At 58.3% G+C, this 19,958-nt stretch carries 16 protein-coding genes; 11 read left to right on the top strand and 5 right to left on the bottom strand.

The window, feature by feature from the left end; genetic code table 11:
* Positions 1 to 158: 158 nt before the first annotated feature.
* Positions 159 to 629, bottom strand: coding sequence for a hypothetical protein (locus ACTQ40_RS06790; protein WP_441563672.1), 471 nt, complete (start codon positions 627 to 629; stop codon positions 159 to 161).
* A gap of 274 nt (positions 630 to 903) precedes the next feature.
* On the opposite strand from ACTQ40_RS06790, the gene ACTQ40_RS06785 reads away from it, so the two are divergent.
* Entirely contained in the window at positions 904 to 1,335 is a 432-nt protein-coding gene (locus tag ACTQ40_RS06785) for an Hsp20 family protein (protein WP_427728790.1), read from the top strand.
* A 122-nt stretch (positions 1,336 to 1,457) separates the two neighbouring features.
* On the opposite strand, the gene ACTQ40_RS06780 is transcribed toward ACTQ40_RS06785, so the two are convergent.
* Positions 1,458 to 2,267 (bottom strand): MBL fold metallo-hydrolase, encoded by an 810-nt coding sequence (locus ACTQ40_RS06780; protein ID WP_427728791.1) that lies wholly within the window; start codon positions 2,265 to 2,267, stop codon positions 1,458 to 1,460.
* Between the two features lie 48 nt (positions 2,268 to 2,315).
* Here ACTQ40_RS06780 and tilS point away from each other — a divergent pair, with 48 nt between their 5' ends.
* From tilS to ACTQ40_RS06755, 5 genes are all read left to right on the top strand, one after another.
* Positions 2,316 to 3,854 (top strand): tRNA lysidine(34) synthetase TilS, encoded by a 1,539-nt coding sequence (gene tilS, locus ACTQ40_RS06775; protein ID WP_441540779.1) that lies wholly within the window; start codon positions 2,316 to 2,318, stop codon positions 3,852 to 3,854.
* A gap of 148 nt (positions 3,855 to 4,002) precedes the next feature.
* Positions 4,003 to 4,551 (top strand): hypoxanthine phosphoribosyltransferase, encoded by a 549-nt coding sequence (hpt, locus tag ACTQ40_RS06770; RefSeq protein WP_154517754.1) that lies wholly within the window; start codon positions 4,003 to 4,005, stop codon positions 4,549 to 4,551.
* A gap of 1 nt (position 4,552) precedes the next feature.
* Positions 4,553 to 6,700 (top strand): ATP-dependent zinc metalloprotease FtsH, encoded by a 2,148-nt coding sequence (gene ftsH / locus ACTQ40_RS06765; protein WP_441049310.1) that lies wholly within the window; start codon positions 4,553 to 4,555, stop codon positions 6,698 to 6,700.
* A gap of 186 nt (positions 6,701 to 6,886) precedes the next feature.
* On the top strand, positions 6,887 to 8,071 hold the full coding sequence (locus ACTQ40_RS06760; protein ID WP_441563671.1) for a pyridoxal phosphate-dependent aminotransferase: 1,185 nt from the start codon (positions 6,887 to 6,889) through the stop codon (positions 8,069 to 8,071).
* A gap of 165 nt (positions 8,072 to 8,236) precedes the next feature.
* Entirely contained in the window at positions 8,237 to 9,058 is an 822-nt protein-coding gene (locus tag ACTQ40_RS06755) for a phosphatase (protein ID WP_441563670.1), read from the top strand.
* Between the two features lie 63 nt (positions 9,059 to 9,121).
* On the opposite strand, the gene rlmD is transcribed toward ACTQ40_RS06755, so the two are convergent.
* Positions 9,122 to 10,570 carry a 23S rRNA (uracil(1939)-C(5))-methyltransferase RlmD gene (gene rlmD / locus ACTQ40_RS06750; RefSeq protein WP_441563669.1) on the bottom strand — a complete coding sequence of 483 codons (1,449 nt, stop codon included), beginning with the start codon at positions 10,568 to 10,570 and terminating at the stop codon, positions 9,122 to 9,124.
* Positions 10,571 to 10,908: 338 nt separating this feature from the next.
* Between rlmD and ACTQ40_RS06745 the strand changes: the two genes are divergently transcribed.
* From ACTQ40_RS06745 to ACTQ40_RS06730, 4 genes are all read left to right on the top strand, one after another.
* Positions 10,909 to 11,769 (top strand): transporter substrate-binding domain-containing protein, encoded by an 861-nt coding sequence (locus tag ACTQ40_RS06745; RefSeq protein ID WP_441563668.1) that lies wholly within the window; start codon positions 10,909 to 10,911, stop codon positions 11,767 to 11,769.
* A 138-nt stretch (positions 11,770 to 11,907) separates the two neighbouring features.
* The gene (locus ACTQ40_RS06740; RefSeq protein ID WP_233502679.1) at positions 11,908 to 12,561 is read left to right on the top strand and encodes an amino acid ABC transporter permease; all 654 of its coding nucleotides are present in this window, start codon (positions 11,908 to 11,910) and stop codon (positions 12,559 to 12,561) included.
* 53 nt (positions 12,562 to 12,614) lie between these two features.
* The gene (locus ACTQ40_RS06735) at positions 12,615 to 13,364 is read left to right on the top strand and encodes an amino acid ABC transporter ATP-binding protein (protein ID WP_195838601.1); all 750 of its coding nucleotides are present in this window, start codon (positions 12,615 to 12,617) and stop codon (positions 13,362 to 13,364) included.
* A gap of 297 nt (positions 13,365 to 13,661) precedes the next feature.
* Positions 13,662 to 15,737: an elongation factor G gene (locus tag ACTQ40_RS06730; RefSeq protein ID WP_154517778.1), complete on the top strand. Its 2,076-nt coding sequence runs from the start codon at positions 13,662 to 13,664 to the stop codon at positions 15,735 to 15,737.
* A gap of 128 nt (positions 15,738 to 15,865) precedes the next feature.
* Here the strand turns inward: ACTQ40_RS06730 and ACTQ40_RS06725 are convergent, their stop codons facing one another.
* Positions 15,866 to 16,849, bottom strand: coding sequence for a DNA/RNA non-specific endonuclease (locus ACTQ40_RS06725; RefSeq protein ID WP_441563667.1), 984 nt, complete (start codon positions 16,847 to 16,849; stop codon positions 15,866 to 15,868).
* Positions 16,850 to 16,978: 129 nt separating this feature from the next.
* Complete coding sequence (locus tag ACTQ40_RS06720) at positions 16,979 to 17,989, bottom strand: LacI family DNA-binding transcriptional regulator (RefSeq protein ID WP_441048885.1); 1,011 nt, start codon at positions 17,987 to 17,989, stop codon at positions 16,979 to 16,981.
* A 411-nt stretch (positions 17,990 to 18,400) separates the two neighbouring features.
* Here ACTQ40_RS06720 and ACTQ40_RS06715 point away from each other — a divergent pair, with 411 nt between their 5' ends.
* Complete coding sequence (locus tag ACTQ40_RS06715) at positions 18,401 to 19,873, top strand: PTS fructose transporter subunit IIC (protein WP_441016594.1); 1,473 nt, start codon at positions 18,401 to 18,403, stop codon at positions 19,871 to 19,873.
* Positions 19,874 to 19,958 lie beyond the last annotated feature (85 nt).

Raw genomic sequence — 19,958 nt, 5'->3', positions numbered from 1 at the left:
AGAGTACTGCGGGGCCAGCCCGTGGGAGGCCAGGGCGCCGCTGACCGGTGGACGGCACCGAGCCGTCATCGAGAATCGAGAAGGGGGAGGCCTCGCGGCCTCCCCCTTTTTCGTTTGGGCGTTGTAAACCTAAAGCCCCTACGGCTTAATTGTCTTTTCTATTTGAAGAAAATTAAACGAATGACCAGCGCGATTGCCGCGATGGCAATGATCAAGAGCGCGATTTGGAGCCGGTGCTGTTTGCGTCGTCTGCTAGACGATATAAATATCGATTTTCCTTGCTTCGGCGTCTCTAAATAGCGGGCAGAATGCGTTAGGGTCTGCTTAGGGCGAGGCTCTCTTCGTTGTTGCTTAGCGGGTGTTTGGGCCTGCTCCTGGTTGCATGCGCTGTTTTTGGATAAGGGGGCATCTTTGAGATACGCCGATTCGCTCGGTGCGACGCCCATATGTTTGCGACCTGATTGAGATTCTTCAAGGGTTTGATAACGATTGCGAGTTACATATTCAGGCTCTGTATCGTCAATAGGCTCTTGGGAAATATGGGGACGATGGTAGCGTATGGTCTGCGGATAGGTTGATTTATCGTTCTGCATCTGATCATACGAATTGTCGGAGGCTTGATCGTCCATGATGCCCTTAGGTTGTCATTAATATTGTGTATACGCTCATTGTAAGCCCCAGCTTTGTTTAGCCAGGGCACATTTGGTATTTAAGGCACGGTTCAAAGAACCTTGACCTCATTAAACCTTAGTCATACAGACTTAGATATGCTTATAGATAGAGACTCAAAAAACTTTATATCAAAATGTATATATAAGAAATGGATGGGCATATATTAAAGCGTCAAAAGAAGTCCCTGCCACCTAGAAGATGGCTCGGCAGTCCCTTAAAGGAGTGGTAGTCATGGCAAGCATGGTTCCTTATCGTTCGGTTTTTGGTGTTCGTCCCTCTGCTAGCTCGTTGTTCGATCTGTTTGATGATATGACCGATCTGGCAAACAACTCGATCGCCTCCAAGGCGTTTCCCGTTGATGTTGAGGACAAGGGCGACGGTTACGAGGTTAAGGCCTATTTGACTGGCGTCGCGAAGGACGACATCGACGTTGAGCTCAATGAGGGTCGTCTTTCCATTAGCGTGAATGTTGAGGAGAGCGAAGAGAACAAGGACAAGAACTACCTGCAGAAGGAGTTTTGCTCTTACAGCGCGACGCGCGGTGTGTACCTGAAGGATGCTTCGAGCGAGGGCCTTTCTGCAAAGTATGCTGACGGCATCCTTACTGTTACGGTTCCTAAGATTGTCGAGAAGAAGAATGTTACGAAGATTTTCATCGATTAACGTTATCGGCCATTAACATCGGTGCCTGAGCTAAGGGGGCTGGGAAGCGATTCCCGGCCCCCTTTTCTATTTGAGACAGCCTACTGAATATTTGAGACGGCCTACTGAATATTTGAGACGGCCTACTGAATGGTCATGGGCCGATATTGCCCGGCGGGACGTATTGTGAGTTTATGTGGCCCCTCAACGCGGGTGGCGGTGCTACCAAGCTCGTTGTCGAGTGTTGCCCCAAGTGAGCTTGCGTAGCTTTTGACGGTAAGGCTTGGGCGATTGTTGTCTTGGCTAATGTGCATCGCGATAAGCTGCTCGGTGCGATCGGTTACCAGCGCGCGTGCGGCATCGGCGGCCTGATCGTTGGAGAGATGCCCTTTTGCAGACAGGATGCGTTCCTGAAGAAAGCGAGGATAGTCTCCTTGACGCAGCATGGCTACATCGTGGTTGCTTTCGAGCGCGAGAACGCGACAGTCCCTGAGCGTATCGATGGCATGCTTCGACAACTCGCCGGTGTCGGTGGCAAAGCCAACCGAATCACCCTGGGCATCAAAACGGTAGCCGACAGGATTGACAACGTCGTGCGATGTCGAATACGTTTGAATGTGGACTCCAGCAATAGAGAGGGCGTCACCTGGGTCGAATTCCTCAACAGACAGATGTGCAAGGCTTTCCTTTGATGCGAGCGTGCCCCTGCTGGAAAAGACCGGTCCGTTCCAATGTTTGCACCACACCTCAAGCCCCTTAATGTGGTCGCTGTGCTCATGGGTGACAACAAGGGCGGACACGTCGTCTGCCGAAAGGCCGAGCTCAGCCATGCGTTTGAGTGTTTCGCGGCGGGACAGTCCGTCATCGACCATAATGAGCCCCTGCGGGCCCTCGATGAGTGCGCAGTTGCCTTTAGAGCCGCTGCCGAGGATATGAAGGTGCAGGCGAGACATAAGATTCCAAAGGATACAATGAGTGCTGACGAATAGAGGAGGAAGCGAATGCCAACGGTATCACAGCATTACGGACACCATGCCGTACCCGGGGCAGTCGATGAGACCCGGACGAGGCAGCAGGCTGCTCCTGTGGTGCTCATGGTATCAGGCGGTGCGGACTCGACGGCACTGCTTCTTATGGCGTGCACATCAAAGCTGGATATCCAAGATGGACGCGGCGTTGCCCCCATTGCTCGCGAGCGCCTACATGTGCTTCATGTAAACCATCACCTGCGAGGCAAGGCGTCCGACGGCGACGAGGCCTTTGTGCGCGAGCTCTGCGCACAATATGGCTTGCCGCTGTGTGTGGAGCACGCCTATTTTGATGGGGAGTCGGGCAATATCGAGGCGGCTGCGCGCGAGGTGCGTTATGCCGCGGCGCGAAGGTATGTTCGTGAGCTTTGTGCCAAGATGGGGGCGCCGAGAACGGCGGCGCGCATCTGTACTGCCCATACCTCTTCAGACCGCGCGGAAACATTTTTGATGAACGCCATTAAGGGGTCGGGCCCTGCTGGGCTCTCGAGCATTCCCCGCCGAAGGAATATTGTGGTACGCCCCTTGCTCGACCTAACTCATGGCGAGCTTGTGGGCTATCTGCAGGTGCATGGTCAGCCGTGGCGCGAGGACGAGACCAACGAAGATATCTCGTATCTGCGAAACTACGTTCGCCACCGGGTAATGCCAGTGCTGGCGCAGCGTAATGCGAGCGTGTGCAAGACGATTGGTGCCGCCTGTGAGATCTTGGGTGATGAGGATGCGTTTCTATCCCAGTTGTCGGCACAGGCGTTTCGAAGCTGCCTGCGCAAAGAGGCAGCGGGCGCGCTGGTGCTTGATGCCAGACGCCTTGCTGCGGCCGAGGTGGTAATCGCGCGGCGCATCGTGCGACTGGCGATTAAACGCATCGATCCGGACGCTCGCCCAGAGATGCGCCATGTGGAGCGAGTCCTCTCCTGTGTTGCCGAGGGTGCGGGTTCGGTTACGCTTCCGGCGGGGATTGACGCACGTGTTGAGTTTGGCATGCTGGCGTTTAAGGCACCGGCGGCTCGTGAGGGCTTGGTTGCGGACTGGATTACCATACCCGGCCGTATGTCGTTGGGCGGGGGACGTATGCTGGTCACAGAAGCGATAGCCGTTGAGCCGGGATGCGATATCGTGCGCCGCGCCCGTGAGCTTGCGGCTGCTGGGGAAGTGGCAGCTTTGGTGGACGCGGCTGCCCTGGGTTTTGCCAACAGCGATAGCGAGCGGATCTTGGCGGGCTCGCGCGGCGAGGTTCCTGCCGAGGGGCGATTGGCGCGCCTGTGGGTGGACGGTCCCGCACCGGGAGACGTGATGTGCCCGTTAGGCATGAGTGGCCGAAGCAAGAAGGTATCCGACTTGTTGTGCGAGGCTCGTATTCCCGTTTCCGAGCGCACCGGCGTGCCCGTGGTAAGGACGGCACCGGGGGGTGTCGTGGTGTGGGTCGCCGGAGTTCGCGCGGACGAACGCTTTAAGTGCACGGCGGCGACGCGTGTGGCCTATCTGCTTCGCGTGGTCGACGCGGATTAGCCCCTCGCACCAGTTTTTCTGTGCGGCGTTGACGGTATTCCCGCGCTGATGGTGCACGGGCTGGAAAATATACCCCGTGCGCTGCTAGAATGTGTAGTTCGCGTCCATACGGCGGTGTGTGGGCGATTAAGCACAAGAAAGGGTTGTCATGGCTTCTCAACATCCGGATATCGAGAAGGTTCTGTTTACGCAGGAGGATATCGACGGCATCGTCTCTCGCCTGGGCGAGGAGATTACGCGCGACTACGCGGGTAAGGATCTGGTGCTGATTGCGGTCTTGCGCGGCGCTGTGGTCTTTATGGGCGACCTGATGCGCAAGATCGAGCTGCCGACCAATATCGATTTCATGGCCGTTTCGAGCTATGGCGACGGTGTGAAGTCCTCGGGCATCGTGCGTATCATCAAAGACCTTGATATCGATATCCGCGGTCGTGACGTGCTGATCGTTGAAGACATTCTGGACTCGGGCCTGACGCTCAAGTATCTGATGAAGAACCTTGAGAGCCGCAAGCCCGCTTCTCTGGAGGTCGCCGCCTTCCTGTGGAAGGACGTTGAGGACCGCATCTCGGCCATTACGCCCAAGTATGTTGGAACCCATTGCCCCGATGCCTTTGTGGTGGGCTACGGCCTCGACTATGCCGAGCGCTATCGCAACCTTCCGTATCTGGGCATTTTGAAACCGGAGGTTTATTCGTAAGATGCCCGACGACCGTAACGACTACAATTCCCAGACACCCCGGGACCCTAAGATTCCGGGGATGCCCGGAGGCAAGAAACCCACACGTACGGGCTGGCTGTATTTTCTTTTGGCTTGCGCACTTCTGGGCTACGCCTTCTTTAATATGGGCTCCGGCTTTGCCAGCTCCAGCAATACCGTTAAGCTCGCGACGAGCGAGATGGTGAGCGCTATCAAGCAGGATCGCGTCGAAGATCTGACCTATACGGTTCAGGACGGAAGCGTGACGGGTCATTACTGGAAGGCGAAAAAGGACAAGGGCGACACGAGTGAGCTCAAGAGCTTTTCCTCGACCTATGTCGGCTCCGATTCGCTTGCCGAGCTCATGGCGGAGCATCCCGACACTAAGTACATCGTCAACACCAACGACCCCGATTTTTGGGGCGACTTGGCGATGAGCGTACTGCCGACGATTGCCCTGATCGCCATCATGTTCTACTTTATGCGCCAGATGATGGGCGCCAATAATAGGAACATGCAGTTTGGCAAGACCAACGCCAAGACCAACGAGGCTACGCGTCCCAAGGTCAAGTTCGAAGACGTTGCCGGCGTGGACGAGGCTGTTGAGGAGCTCGAAGAGATTCGCGATTTCTTGAGCGATCCGGACCGTTATCGCAAGCTGGGTGCCAAGATCCCGCGCGGCGTTTTGCTGGTGGGCCCTCCGGGTACCGGTAAGACGTTACTGGCCAAGGCCGTTGCCGGAGAGGCCGGTGTCCCGTTCTTTAGCATCTCGGGCTCTGACTTTGTCGAGATGTTCGTGGGCGTCGGCGCCAGCCGCGTGCGCGACCTCTTTAAGGAGGCCAAGTCTCAGGCTCCGTCGATCATCTTCATTGACGAGATCGATGCCGTGGGACGTCAGCGCGGAGCCGGTCTGGGCGGCGGTCACGACGAGCGCGAGCAGACGCTCAACCAGCTGCTGGTCGAAATGGACGGTTTTGAGGAAAGCGAATCGGTCATCCTGATCGCCGCGACCAACCGCCCCGATATTCTGGATCCGGCATTGCTGCGCCCCGGTCGTTTTGACCGCCAGGTTACGGTCGACCGCCCGGATGTGAAGGGGCGCGAGCAGATCTTGCGCGTGCATGCCGAGAACAAGCCAATGGATGAGGACGTTAAGTTTGAGAAGCTCGCCCAGATGACCGTTGGCTTTACCGGTGCCGATCTGGCAAACCTGCTCAACGAGTCCGCACTGCTTGCCGCTCGCCGTCATCGCTCCGTGATCTCGATGGACGAGGTCGAAGAATCGATGGAGCGCGTGATTGCAGGACCGCAGCGCAAGGGGCGCGTGATGACCGAAGCCGAGCGCACCACGATTGCCTACCACGAGAGCGGTCATGCTCTGGTGGGTCACATCCTGGAGCACTCCGATCCGGTTCACAAGATTTCGATTGTCAGCCGCGGTCAGGCTCTGGGCTATACGCTGCAGCTTCCGCAGGAGGATCACTTCCTCAAGACCAAGAACGAGATGCTCGACGAGCTTGCCGTGTTCTTGGGCGGTCGCGTTGCCGAGGAGCTCATGTGCGATGACATTACATCGGGCGCGAGCAACGATCTGGAGCGCGCGACCAAGATGGCGCGCGAGATGGTTACGCGTTTGGGCATGAGCGAGGAGCTGGGCACGCAAGTGTTTGGCGAGGCACAGCATCAGGTGTTCCTTGGTCGCGATTATGCCGATCACCAGGATTACTCCGAGGAGACGGCGCGCCGCATCGATATCGAGGTTCAGCGCATCATGCGTGAGGCCCATCGCCGTGCTGTTGAGATTTTGGATGCCCGTCGCGATCAGCTCGATCTGATGGCGAAGGTGCTGCTTGAGCGCGAGACCGTCGAAGGCGACGCCGTGAACGCCCTGCTCGACAACGACTGGGATGCCTACCTTGAGCGCGAGGGCGACATTCTGGCAGCCAAGGAGGAGCGCAACGCCAAGGCGGGCGGCGTGCCGACCAAAAAGCGCACGCCTCGTATGAGCGAGGAGGAGCTGGCGGCTGATGCCGCAGCTTTTGCGCAGGCGGCCATGCAGGAAGATGCCGAAGTCGCATCCGATAGCGCTGACGATGTCGAGGCTGCTGACACAAAAAAGGCCGATGGCGACACCGAGGCCGACGAGTAGTCTTTGTCGCGAGAGCCTCCGCGGGGAAACCTGCGGAGGCTTTTTTCGAGCGATATGGGGCCATCTGTTGATTGGGGACAGACTTAAATGAGCGTTTTCACGCATTTAAGTCTGTCCCCAATTAACATTGCTGCGGTACTTTGCTTGACTAAAGCGTACAATACCGCCTATGCGAAAGGGGAACAGATGATCAACGAAACCATGTTTGCTCGCGGCGCGGAAAGCTCTATCATCCGCGAGATCTTTAGCTATGGACTTGAACGCAAGGCACGGATCGGTGCGGAGAACGTATTCGATTTTTCGCTGGGCAACCCGAGTGTTCCGGCGCCCGCTGCCGTGGCGGAGTCCATCAAAAAGGCCTTGGAGCTGCCGAGCGACCAACTGCACGGATACACGCCCGCACCAGGCCTACCGCAATGTCGTGTCGCTGTGGCCGAGTCGCTCAACCGTCGTTTTGGCACGAGCTATGAGGGTAAAAATGTCTTTATGACCGTGGGTGCGGCGGCTTCGCTCACCTGCACGCTCAACGCTGTTACCAACCCCGGTGACGAGGTCATTGTTATCGCCCCGTACTTTCCGGAGTATCGCGTGTGGATTGAGAAGGCCGGCTGTACGTGTGTCGAGGCACCCGCCGATGAAGACACGTTCCAGCTGAGTGTGGGCAACGTGCTCAAGGCGATTACTGATAAGACGGCGGCCGTCATTATCGACTCGCCCAACAACCCGACCGGTGCCGTATATACGCGCGACACGCTGACGCGACTGGCCAATGTTCTGCGCGAGGTCAATGCCAAGCGTGATCCCGAGAATCCGATTATGCTCATCTCGGATGAGCCGTACCGCGAGATCGTGTACGGTGCCGAGGTGCCCTGGGTACCCTCAATCTACGAGAACACCGTCGTGTGCTATTCGTATTCCAAGTCGCTGTCGCTGCCGGGTGAGCGTGTGGGCTGGATCTTGGTTCCCAACACCAATCCTCAGGCTGCTCGCCTTATGCCGGCCGTCGCCGGTGCCGCCCGTACACTGGGTTTTGTGTGCGCACCGGCGCTCTTCCAGCGCGTGATTATCGACTGCATCGATGAGCCGAGTGATGTCGAAGCCTATGCTCGCAACCGAACGGCGCTCACCGACGCATTGGCGGGGTACGGCTACACCTACGTTGAGCCGGACGGCGCTTTCTATCTGTGGGTGAAGGCGCTCGAGCCCGACGCAAACGCTTTTTGCGAGCGTGCAAAGAAGTACGAGTTGCTCGCGGTGCCTTCGGATAGCTTTGGCATGCCGGGTTGGTTCCGCTTGGGTTATTGCGTGAGTTACGAAACGATTATCAATTCGCTACCCGCTTGGAAACAGTTGGCGGACGAGTATCGTTAAAAGCAGAGCGCTCTGCCTACAATGTTTTACGTGAAACGGGGTTTGGTGTTAAACCGGACCCCGTTGTCATGGACGTTGTGTCTTTGGGATGGAGCGGTTTTACGACTATCGAAGGCTATGCGTACAATGAATATACGCGACGGCCATACCAGATAAGGAGACCTGATGCCCTACCTGCTTTCCTGTGACATTCATACCCATACGATGTTCTCTGCGCATGCATATTCGACCATTGAGGAGAATGTGTACTGGGCGGCAGAGCGTGGCCTGCAGGTGCTTGGATCTGCCGACCATCTGAGCTCTATGGTTACGGCTTGCCCCAATGACCTGCGCAGTTACCAGTTCTTTATCAACCAGGATATATGGCCGCGCATTTGGAGCGGCGTGTTGGTGCTGCGTGGCGCCGAGGCCGATATCGTTTCGCTGGACGGAAGTCTGTTTGGTGAGGACACTCCTGTCACGCTCGATATTGCCGGCGATTCGTACAGCCGTCAGCATTCGCTGTTCGATCGGGTTACGCGTAATTTGGATTATTTGGTTGCAAGCGTGCATAATCCGCAGTTCGCTGAAGGCGCGACGCTGGCCCAGACGACCGAGATGTATATCAATGCTCTGGAGCACCCCAAGGTGTTTATGCTGGGGCATACGGGTCGATCGGGCGTGCCGTTCGATATCGACGAGGTGTTGCTTGCTGCTAAGGCTAAGCACAAGATCATCGAGATCAACAATCACAGTCTTGAGCATGGCGTGGATGCCGAGCATTGGGACGTGTGCCGCAAGATTGCCGAGCGGTGCGCCGAGCTGGGCGTGGGAATTGGCGTCTCGACCGATGCGCACATTGGTATGGCAATTGGTAAGCTCGACCAAGCGCGCAAGATGCTCGACGAGATTCACTTTCCGCTGGATTTGATCGTGACGCGCGACCGCGAGACGCTACTGCGCGAGATGGCGGCAGCCGGCGTGTGTGACCTGCGCAAGAGGATGTAGCGGAGTTCATGAACCAAGTAAGGGGGCGGCCCAGACGGGTCGCCCCCTTCTTGTACCGGTGGATTAGCGGCGCTCGAGGACCGCTACAGTTTCGGTGTGGTCGGTATGGGGGAACATGTCGACGGGCGTGATCTTGAGCAGGCGATAGCCACCGTCGAGGAGCTGGTACAGGTCACGCTCTTGGGTCACAGGGTTGCAGCTGATATAGGTGATGCGGCGAGGTCTAAGCGCGCAGGCGGCTTCGAGGAACTCGGGGGTAGAGCCGGCACGCGGCGGATCGATGGAAAGGACGGTGACGCGCTCGTTGTTGTCGGCGGCATCTAGGATGTAGTCGGTGGCATCGTCGGCCATAAACCAGGCGCTGCGGGTAAGACCGTTGAGCTCGGCGTTGCGGCGTGCGTCGGCAATGCCCGCCGGGTTGCGCTCCACGCCAAGTAACATGATGCCGATGCCCTTGTTCTGAGCTTCTTTAGCTGCGCAAAGACCGATGGTGCCGCTGCCGCAGTAGGCATCCATGAGAACATCGCCCTGGTGCAGATCCATACCGTCGATAGCGAGCTGGTAGAGCAGCTCGGTCTGCTGCGGGTTGGTCTGGTAGAACGCGGTGGGGGAGATATCGAACTCGCAGCCGAGTAGCTGGTCGCGCATGCATTCAGCGCCATACACGATGTGGGTTTCCTCACCCAGGATGGCGTTGCCAGGGCGTCCGTTGATGTTTTGGGCGACGGTGACGATACGCGGATCGAGTGCGGCGATGGCCTCAAAGAATTCCTGCGCATGCGGCAGGTCGCGCTGGGCGGTAACGAGGGTGATCATGATCTGGTCGGTGCGCCAGCCGCAGCGAACGACGGCATAGCGAAGCAGGCCCAGATGCTTGTCCTCGTTAAAGGCGGGAATGTGCAGGCGCTCGGCCTCACGCGCAATGCCGTTAAGAATCTGACGGGCTCCCGGCGCCTCGACGGGGCATTCGGGAACAGCGACGATTCTGTGCGTGCCGCGCTCAAAAAAGCCGCAGCGGACAGCGCCCCCTTTGCCGGGGGCAAAGGGAGTGGCGGCCTTATGGCGAAAACCACGCGGCGCAGGATATTTGCCCGGGTCGCCCAGAGTAACGTCCATACCGCGAATGGGATCGACGGTTATGCCCTCACGCTCGCAAAGAGCAGCAAAAAGTTCATCCATAGCAGCCTGCTTGGTCGCCAGCTGCTTCTTATAAGGCCTGTTGAGCGCCGTGCATCCACCGCAAGCTTTCATGATGGAACAAGGCGACTTGGGATCAACGGCCTTATGAGCGGACCGGGACGACTCATTATGCGAGCGCTTGGAACGAGCTTGAGGCGCCTTATCCTCGCCCCGACGAAAGCTGGGGCGCTTGGTCTTAGCCTTGCCCTTGGCCGACTTACCCTTCGTGTCCTGAGACGACTTGGATTTCTTAGAAGATTTTTTCTCTTCCGACCCCTCAGCCGCCTCGATCAAAGCACGACGAGCCTTACGCTCCGCACGAGATTCTGCCATCAATAACTCCACTAATTCATGAATTAAAGCTGCAAGTATTGTACCGTGCCAAGCAAGCAGACGATATGCAAGCGGTTTAATCGTGTCAGTGATAAGCCCAACGACGGTTGCCCGCCGCGTGAGGGGTGTGGGGGTTAAGTTTATCGCGAGTTCCGCACGAACAGGAGGCCACTTAATGTGGCCTCCGTCGTGAGCAGGACTGTAGAGCAGGAAACTTAACCCCCACACCCCTCACGCGGCGGGCAAACTCGCCTTGTGCTCTATCACGCTAAAGTGTATGATTCTGAACGTTACATGACTCACTTTACTTAGCTAAAGTGCCATCAAGGGGGAATACCATGAATACCGATATGTCTCGTCGTCAGTTTGTTGGTCTAGCCGGCTCGCTCGCCACGGTGCTTGGCCTTGGTCTTGTCGGCTGCGGCGGTGGTGCCGACAAGGGTTCCACTGCCGGCTCTGCCGCGGCAAAGGACGCCAAGGGCGTTGTGGAGTCTAAGAAGCTCGTGGTGGGCTTTGACAAGTCCTATCCTCCGTATGGCTTTGTGGGCGACGATGGCGAGTACACCGGCTTTGATCTCGATTTGGCCAAGGCAGTTGCCGATAAGCAGGGCTGGGAGGTCAAGTACGAGGCCATCGACTGGGACGCCAAGGATACGCTGCTCAACTCGGGCGCCATCAACTGCATCTGGAACGGCTTTACCATGGAGGGCCGCGAGGACGACTACACGTTCTCCGAGCCGTACATGCTCAATGAGCAGGTGCTGGTGGTCAAGAAGGATGCGGGCATCAAGAATTGGGACGACCTTGCCGGCAAGACCGTGATTACCCAGACCGATTCTGCCGCGCAGGATGTGCTAGAGGGTGACCAGAAGGATCTGGCGGCGACGTTTGCCACGCTCGATACCATCGGCGAGTACAACACGGCTTTTATGCAGCTCGAGAGCGGCGCGGTCGAAGCGGTGGCTTGCGACCTTTCGATCGCCCAGTATCAGCTTGCCGCCAAGCCCGATGCCTATACGCAACTTGACAAGCCGCTGTCCAGCGAGCACTACGCCGTTGGCTTTAAAAAGGGCGACACCAAGTCGGCCGACGCCGTGACCGAGTCGCTCAAGGCGCTCTATGAGGACGGTACAGTCAAGGACCTGTGCGACAAGTATGCGAGCTACGGTCTATCCTTCGACAACTGGGTTTTGAAATAGCCACAGCACCCAACCTTGCGGCTCCAACCCTCCTCGCGTACCAAAGTACGCTTCGTCGGGCTTGTCGCTCGCAATCTTGGGCACTGTGCCTATTTCAATTAACACCTGCTGTTCTGTTGCTGTGAAAGAGAGCTTGGGTTGTCTATTCAGGTCATGATGCAGATGCTTGGCCAGGGTTTCTTGGTCAGTTTGCAGTTGTTTGTGCTCACGCTGTTGGGCTCGATTCCCCTGGGAATTCCCGTGGCGTTCATGCGTATGAGCAAAATCGCGCCGCTGCGTTGGATTGCGCGCATCTACATTTCGGTCATGCGCGGTACGCCGCTCATGCTGCAGATGTTTGCCATCTACTTTGCTCCGTATTATGTCTTTGGTATTTCGCTCACGCCCGATTCCAAGTGGACAGCGTGCGTTGTGGCATTCATCATCAACTATGCCGGCTACTTTGCCGAGATCTATCGCTCGGGTTTGCAGTCTATCCCGCGTGGTCAATATGAGGCCGCCGAGGTGCTGGGTTACTCACGCCTGCAGACGTTTTTGTACATTGTGATGCCGCAGGTCGCCAAGCGCATTTTGCCGGCGATGGGCAACGAGATCATCACGCTGGTCAAGGACACGTCGCTGGCGTTTGCCATCGGCGTGGGGGAGATGTTCTCGACGGCCAAGGCACTGGTTGCCTCTCAAGTGAGCATGGTGCCGTTTGCGATTGCGGCACTGATCTACTGGGTCTTTAACTTTGTGGTCGAGATGCTGCTGGGCGCCGCCGAAAAGCGACTTGACTACTACCACGACTAGCCTGTTCCGTCGTGCTTTTCAAACACATGGAGGTTCCCGTGTCCGGAACGGTAATGAATATAACGAGCGCGCGCAAGGCGTTTGGTGGCAATGAGGTGCTCAAGGATATCTCGCTCGAGGTAAAGCGCGGCGAGGTCGTGGCGATTATCGGACCTTCGGGCGGCGGTAAGTCAACGCTGTTGCGCTGCGCCACGCTGCTCGAGACGCTTGACGGCGGCTCGCTTTCGTTTGGTGATCTAGCCGTTGCGACGGATGCGGGATCGGGCACGGTGTATGCGAAAGGCGATGTGCCCAAGCAGGCGCGCTCGCGCTTTGGTCTGGTGTTTCAGAACTACAATTTGTTCCCGCACTATACCGTGATGAAAAACATTACCGACGCTCCGATCCGCGTGCTCAAGCGCCCGCGCGAGCAGGTCGAAGCACGTGCGCGTGAGTTGATCGCGCAGATGGGGCTTACGGGCAACGAGAACAAGGTGCCATGCGAGCTTTCGGGCGGTCAGCAGCAACGTGTGAGTATTGCGCGCGCCTTGGCGCTCGATCCAGAGATCTTGTTCTTCGATGAGCCGACCTCGGCACTCGATCCCGAGCTAACGGCCGAGGTGCTGCGCGTCATTAAAGACCTTGCCGCGCAGAATATGACGATGGTGATCGTGACCCATGCGATGCAGTTTGCGCGCGATGTTGCCGATCGCGTGGTCTTTATGGACGGCGGTCGCATTGTAGAGGAGGGTCCTGCCGAGCAGGTTATCGGCCATCCGCGCGAACGGCGAACGCGCGAGTTCCTGAGCCGTATCGAGGGCTAGGCTCAAGTAGACATTGAGGCGAAACCGCTGCAGGTCTTATGGCCTGCGGCGGTTTTTATTTGCGCCGATGGGACTTAATAACCGCCTCAGGCGTTTGCCCCCTCCTCTCGCCGCCCGTATTCATACGTGCGCCGAAAGGTGTGCATGGACAGTCGCCCGCGAGGGTAGGGTGGTGGCATAGGACATTTGGAGGGTGAGCCGGATCGGCTGCCGACCATGCTGCTCCCGGGACGGCATCGACCGCGAACTCTCCCCGTTGGCGTCGCGCATTGCGCGCGGCCCTGCAAGGAGGTCATCATGGGTGCTCCCAAGACCGGTAACGTAAGGAACGTGGTGCTCGTAGGCCAAGGTGGGGTGGGCAAGACTTCACTCGCCGAGGCCATGCTCCACCTTTCCGGCAAGACCGCCCGCCTGGGCGGCCACGACGGCACCAAGCCCACGCTCGACTATGACCCCGAAGAGGTCAAGCGTGCGTTTTCCATCTCGACGACCATTGCGCCGATCGACTGGAAGGGTGCGCGCATCAATGTGCTCGATGCCCCGTGCTACCCCGATTTTATCGGCGACGCCTTTGCCGCGATGAGCGTCTGCGAGACGGCTCTGTTTGTGGTCGACGCCGAGGCCGGCCCGCAGCCTACGACGGTTAAGCTCTGGTATGCCGCCGAGGACCTGCGTCTGGCGCGTGCGGTGTTCGTAAACCGCCTGTCGCGCTCCGAGGCCAGCTTTGCGACCACGATGGACCTGCTGCAGGAGCGCTTTGGCACGCGCCTGGGCGCCGTGACCCTTCCCTGGGGCGAGGGCGAGGACTTTGACGGTATCATCGACCTGGTGCGCATGAAGGCGCGCCATTGCAACGGCGCCGAAGCCGTTGAGTCGGAGATTCCCGAGGAGTATCGTGCCCAGGCCGAGGAGGCCCATGACCATCTGTGCGAGCTGGTGTCCGAGGCTGACGACGAACTGATGATGAAGTACTTGGAAGGCGAGGAGACGCTGACGCAGGAGGAGCTTGAAGGCCTGCTGTCGAAGGCGATCGCCGAGCGCATCTTTGTGCCGGTCTTTGCGGGCGATTGCATTAAGGAGCAGGGCGTCAACTCGCTGATGGACGACATCGCCACGTACTTCCCGGCGCCGACGGACTACGGCGAGATGCCGCTCATCGACGGTGATTCGCTCAAGATCTCGAGCGACGATGACCGCCCGGTGGCGTTTGTGTTTAAGACCCTGGCCGATCCTCAGCAGGGTCGCATCAGCTTCATCAAGGTGCTGACGGGTACGCTTGAGCCGGGCCTTGAGCTGATCAACGCGCGCACCCGCAAGAGCGATCGTCTGGCTCACCTGTATGTGATGTGCGGCCGCGACATGACCGAGGTCGGTCACGCCTATGCCGGCGATATCATCGTGGCGCCCAAGCTGGCGGCCGAGACGGGCGATACGCTCTCGATTACCGGCAAGGTCGAGGCCGCGGCGTTTAAGTTCCCCAACTCGCAGTACCGCATCGCCATCGAGGCCGAGAATCGCGGCGACGAAGAGAAGCTCTACACGTTTATCGAGAAGGCATGCAAGGCCGATCCGACCATGAGCATCGACCGCGACGAGGAGACCGGCCAGACCATCATTTCGGCGGTGGGCGAGGCGCAGGTTTCGGTCCTGCTCAATCGTCTTGAGGACCGTACCAAGGTCGCGGCCAAGAGCGTGCCGATTCGCATCCCGTATCGCGAGACCATTCGCCGCACGGCAACTGCCCAGGGCCGCCACAAGAAGCAGACCGGCGGCGCCGGCCAGTATGGTGACTGCTGGCTGCGCGTAGAGCCGCTCATTGGGCCCGACGGTACGAGCGACGGCTATGAGTTTGTGGACGAGGTCGTAGGCGGCCGCATTCCGCGCTCGCTGATCCCTGCCGTGGACAAGGGCGTTCAGGAGACCATGAAGGACGGCATCATTGCCGGCTACCCGCTTACGGGCATTCGCGTGGCTGTGTACGACGGGTCGTATCACAGCGTCGACTCCAACGAGATGGCGTTCCGCGCGGCGGCTCGCATCGGCCTGCGCAAGGCATGCGCCGACGCCGACCCGGTGGTGCTGGAGCCCATCGAGGAAATCACGGTGACTATTCCCGAGAGCTACGCCGGCGCCGTGATGGGCGACATCTCGGCCTCGCGCGGTCGCGTGACGGGTATGGAGACCGATGAGCGCGGAGACACCGTGGTCATCGCTCAGGCGCCTCTCGCCGAGCTGACGGATTACTCGACGCGTCTGCGCTCCATCACGCGCGGCACGGGCGACTTTACCATGAAGCCTGCGGGCTATGAGCAGGTGCCTTATGACGTTCAGGCCAAGCTGGTCGAGCGCTATGAGGAGGGCCGTGCCAAGTAGCGTTGGGCGTTGTCTGTAACATACATGCCGATGCAAGGGCCGCTCTGGGCAATCCAGGCGGCCCTTTTTGATCCCTGGGGGATGGAGGAAAACGGTTCATTTTAAGTTTTGGGGCAGCTTGGCCGGCCCTAGTCTCCCGAGGCCTGATTGCGGCCGGTAGCGTAGTCGATCTGCACATGCGGCTGCAGATTGTAGCAGTACACGTGGAAGCAGAGGGCCTTGCCGTGGTCCTCGACCGATTGCGCCTCAAGACGCACGCCACGGCAGACGAGTTCCTCTTCGTTGTACATGGGCGTGACACGGTAGAGCACATGGTTGCCCGTCTCGCGGATGTAGCCGAGAATCTGCTCCTCAAATGGCAGCATGCCCGTTTCGTTGAGATAACGCGTGCCGGTGAGGAGATTCTTGCGGTTGGCGTTTTCGCCGCAGAGCGACCAGGCGATGAGGTGACAGCGATTGTAGAGGCTCTGGCCCGGAATAAAGTCGTAGCGCTGCTGGCGCCATCCGGCGGGATGGATACGCGAGATATCGCCGCGCTCGCCTTGACCGAGCGATTCGGGGCCCACGCAAGCGAGCGCTTTGCGGGTGCGGCCCAGGCTGTCGAGCTTGGAGAACTTCTTAAAGCAGCCCTCTTCGGCGGCGTGCTCGTATTCATCGAGCGTGAATGATGGTGTGCCCAACGGGTGCGTACTGTCGGCTCGCAGGGCAACATAGGGGTTACCCGCGTAGTCAGGAATGCTGCTGAGGTATACGCCGCGGGCGCGGTCGAGATTGGGGTTTTCGACCTCGTCGATGGGGGTGGCGGCGCTGTCCGCGGAAGCGTCATCACCGGTGTCGGGTGCGGCGGAATGTGGCTTATCGCCAGAGTTCGGGCTGTTTTGGGAGTCTGTGGAGTTTGCCGTTCCCGATTCGAGTCGGGCAACCAGGTCTGCCTCGTCGTCGGTGCGGCTGGGACTCTCGTCTTGCTTCTCGGCCAGGGCTACCGCCTGCTCATCACTTTGCGGCGAGAGCAGTCTGGGCGCTCCGTCGAGCGATCCCGTAAACAGCGCAAACCCCAGCACCACAGCGGTGCCGATAGAAAGTGCTTGCTTGTAGGCGGACTTGCGCGACATGGTGACTCCTGGACGGACGGTTGGGAGTCTACCAGTCTAGCAGGAGCCGCCGAGGGGCGTTCTATCGAACAAATACTTAAGATTTGGGACAAACGCTACGGATTCATTTGCCTCATTTTTGACGTATGGCTAGATCGAGGTAGAACCGAGCCAGTTGAGCTTGCATTCGAGAATACGCTGCTCACCGGGCGTGCTGCTGCCATCGAGTAGCGCGAGGAGCATCTCGGCCGCCTCTCTGCCTTCCTGGTCGACGGGCTCGATGATGGTGGAGACGGTCGGCGTGGTGAGGTTGGTCCAGTCTTCGCAGTTGAGTCCCAAAAGGCCGATTTGCTGCGGAAGCAGATGGGCCATGGGCTGGAGGGCCTTGTAGACACGGGGAAGTGCCCACTGATTTTGCACGAAGATAAGGGTTCGCTTGGCGGGGTTGAGCTTGTATTTAAAGTACTCGGTAAGCTCACTGACCGACGGCTTGTTGTGGTCGATGGAAATCGCTTTGTAGAGCTGTCCGTTCGCTGCCAGCGCCTCGGCATACCCCTGAAAACGCTCCATGCGGGTGCGCATTTCGGTCATGTTGGCGGCAATGGAAAAGAAATCTTCGTAACCGGCGTCGAGGAGTACCTGCGTGGCGTTGTACACACCGTCGTAAAGGTTGGTCTTGATCCAGCTGGTACCTGGGCTATAGATGGCCGCATCGAAAAAGACGACCGGCTTGCCGGCGCGTCTAATGCGGTCGTGCACGGCTTTGAAGTTTGCCGTGGGCTGGATGATAAAGCCATCGACGCCCAGCGAGAGCATTTTGTCGACATACATGAGCTCGGTCTCGGGGTTAAAGTTGCTCGTGCAAACAACCGTCTGGTAGCCCGCGGGGAGCATGACCTGCTCCATGCCGTTGAGGACGAGGCCCGCCCATTTGTTGGTGTTATCCAAGATGATGATGGCGATGACGCGGGTCTGTTTGCCGGTGAGTGTTTGCGCCTGGGCGTTGGGGACGTATCCCAGCTCCTTTATAACGCGCGCGATCTTTGCCTGCGTTTTGTCGCTGAGCTTGTCTCGTTTGTCGTTGAGGTAATACGAGACGCTGGCTGTTGAAGTTCCCGCCTCGCGGGCGACGTCTGCGATCGTAACGCGCTGTTTGGTCACAGCGACTCCTTCCGACAAATTGCGTTGTTTGGCGCGGTGGTTCACGTTCGGGTTGCGGGCACACGATTCTGCCTGTCCTTTCGCCCTTTTATGAGTATGCAACAATACCGTATCCGTGGGGTCCGAAATTCGTGGCGGTTATGCAAGCCTGCCGTCTACCGAGAAATCTAAATACTTCTTGACTTTTAAAAAAGAGATCAAAAACGCAGGATTCATTTTTGGTTAAACGCATAACTAAATTGCATAACCAACGCTCTGACCTGCGCGTTTACCGAAATAAGCTGGTATTAAGAAAAATGAGCACCTATATTGGTCTTGTCGAAAAGACAGCAAGTCCAAACGGCAGGGGATGCTCCGGAGGCCTCCGCAAACGGTGTCTTGCGCACGCAACTCTATGAAAAGAGGGAAGCAATGAAGATCGTAGGCGTTGCCGCCTGTACCGTGGGTATCGCCCACACGTATATGGCCCAGAAGGCGATTCAGGATGAATGCGCCGCCCGTGGCATCGAGTGCAAGGTCGAGGCTCAGGGTGGCCTGGGTATCGAGAATGAGCTCACGCAGGAAGACGTGGACTCCGCCGACCTGGTCCTGGAGTCCGTCGACGTGGGTGTCGAGAACGAGGACCGTTTTGAGCAGAAGATGGCCGAGGGCAAGTTCCTCAAGGTCGGTACTTCCGATGTGATCGCCGATCCGGTCAAGATCATCGACCAGGCTGTTGAGATTATCAAGGCGACGGGTGGCGCCGTTGACGCGCCCAAGGCCGAGGCCAAGGCAGAGAAGAAGGCCGTCTCCGCTGCCCCGCAGGCCCCGACACCGGCGTCCAAGCAGTCTATCTTTGCCGATCCTGGTAAGACGCTGCTCAATGCATTCAATACCGGCGTTTCCTATTTTATCCCCATTGTCGTTATCGGTGGCGTGTTCCTCGCCTTCTCGTTGGCATCCGGTACTGCCGGTGCTAACGGCATGGAGGTCACCAACCCGTTGATGGTGAGCCTTAACACCATCGGTATGGCCGGCATCTCTATGATGATTCCGGTGCTTGCGGCATACATCGCTTACTCGATGGCCGGCAAGCCCGCGCTTGCCCCCGGTTTTGTCCTGGGCTACTTGGTCAACAACGCCGTCGTCACCCCGAGTGGCAACAGCGTTTCGACCGGCTTCTTGGGCGCCATGATCATGGCTGTCATCTGTGGTTACTTTGTCCGCTGGATGAAGACCTGGAAGGTCAACAACACCATCCAGACCATCATGCCGATCCTGATCATCCCGATTCTGACCTCGCTCGTCCTGGGCATGGCCTACATCTACATCCTGGCCACGCCGCTTGGCTTTGTGATGGATTGGCTCACCAGCGTGCTCGGAAGCCTGCAGGGCGGCTCCGCCGTCGTCCTGGGCCTGGTCATTGGCGTTATGACCGCCTTCGATATGGGTGGTCCCGTCAACAAGACCGCTTCGACCTTTACTATGGCCATCATGGCATCCGGCATCTACGGCCCCAACGGTATGTTCCGCGTCGCTGTCGCCATTCCCCCGATTGCTTGCGGCCTTGCTGCGCTCATTGCCAAGAACAAGTTCGATGACGCTGACCGTCAGATGGGTATCTCCGCACTGTTTATGGGCTGCATCGGTATTACCGAGGGCGCTATCCCCTTCGCGGTCAAGGATCTCGGTCACACCCTTCCCGGCATTTGCATCGGTTCTGCCGTGGGTGCGGCGCTTGCCGCCTTCCAGGGTATCGACTGCTACGTCCCGCACGGTGGCTTTATTGTCGCCCTTGCCACCAACAACGTCGCGCTGTTCTGCCTGGACATCGTGATTGGCTCCGTGGTCGCCGCTGCAATCCTGATTGCCATGAAGCCCACGCTCGACAAGCAGGCCAAGTAACCCTTTAAGGGCTCCGGTTGTGCGGAGGGATGGATTTGACTCCGCACAACCGCCCCTACACAACAAAATCCATCCGTACTGATAG

The sequence above is a fragment of the Collinsella sp. Sow4_D11 genome, from assembly GCF_052116465.1.
In the GTDB taxonomy this organism is placed as follows: Bacteria; Actinomycetota; Coriobacteriia; order Coriobacteriales; family Coriobacteriaceae; genus Collinsella.
The sequence above is the reverse complement of the archived record's forward strand: the minus strand, read 5'-3'. Positions and strand labels throughout refer to the sequence as shown.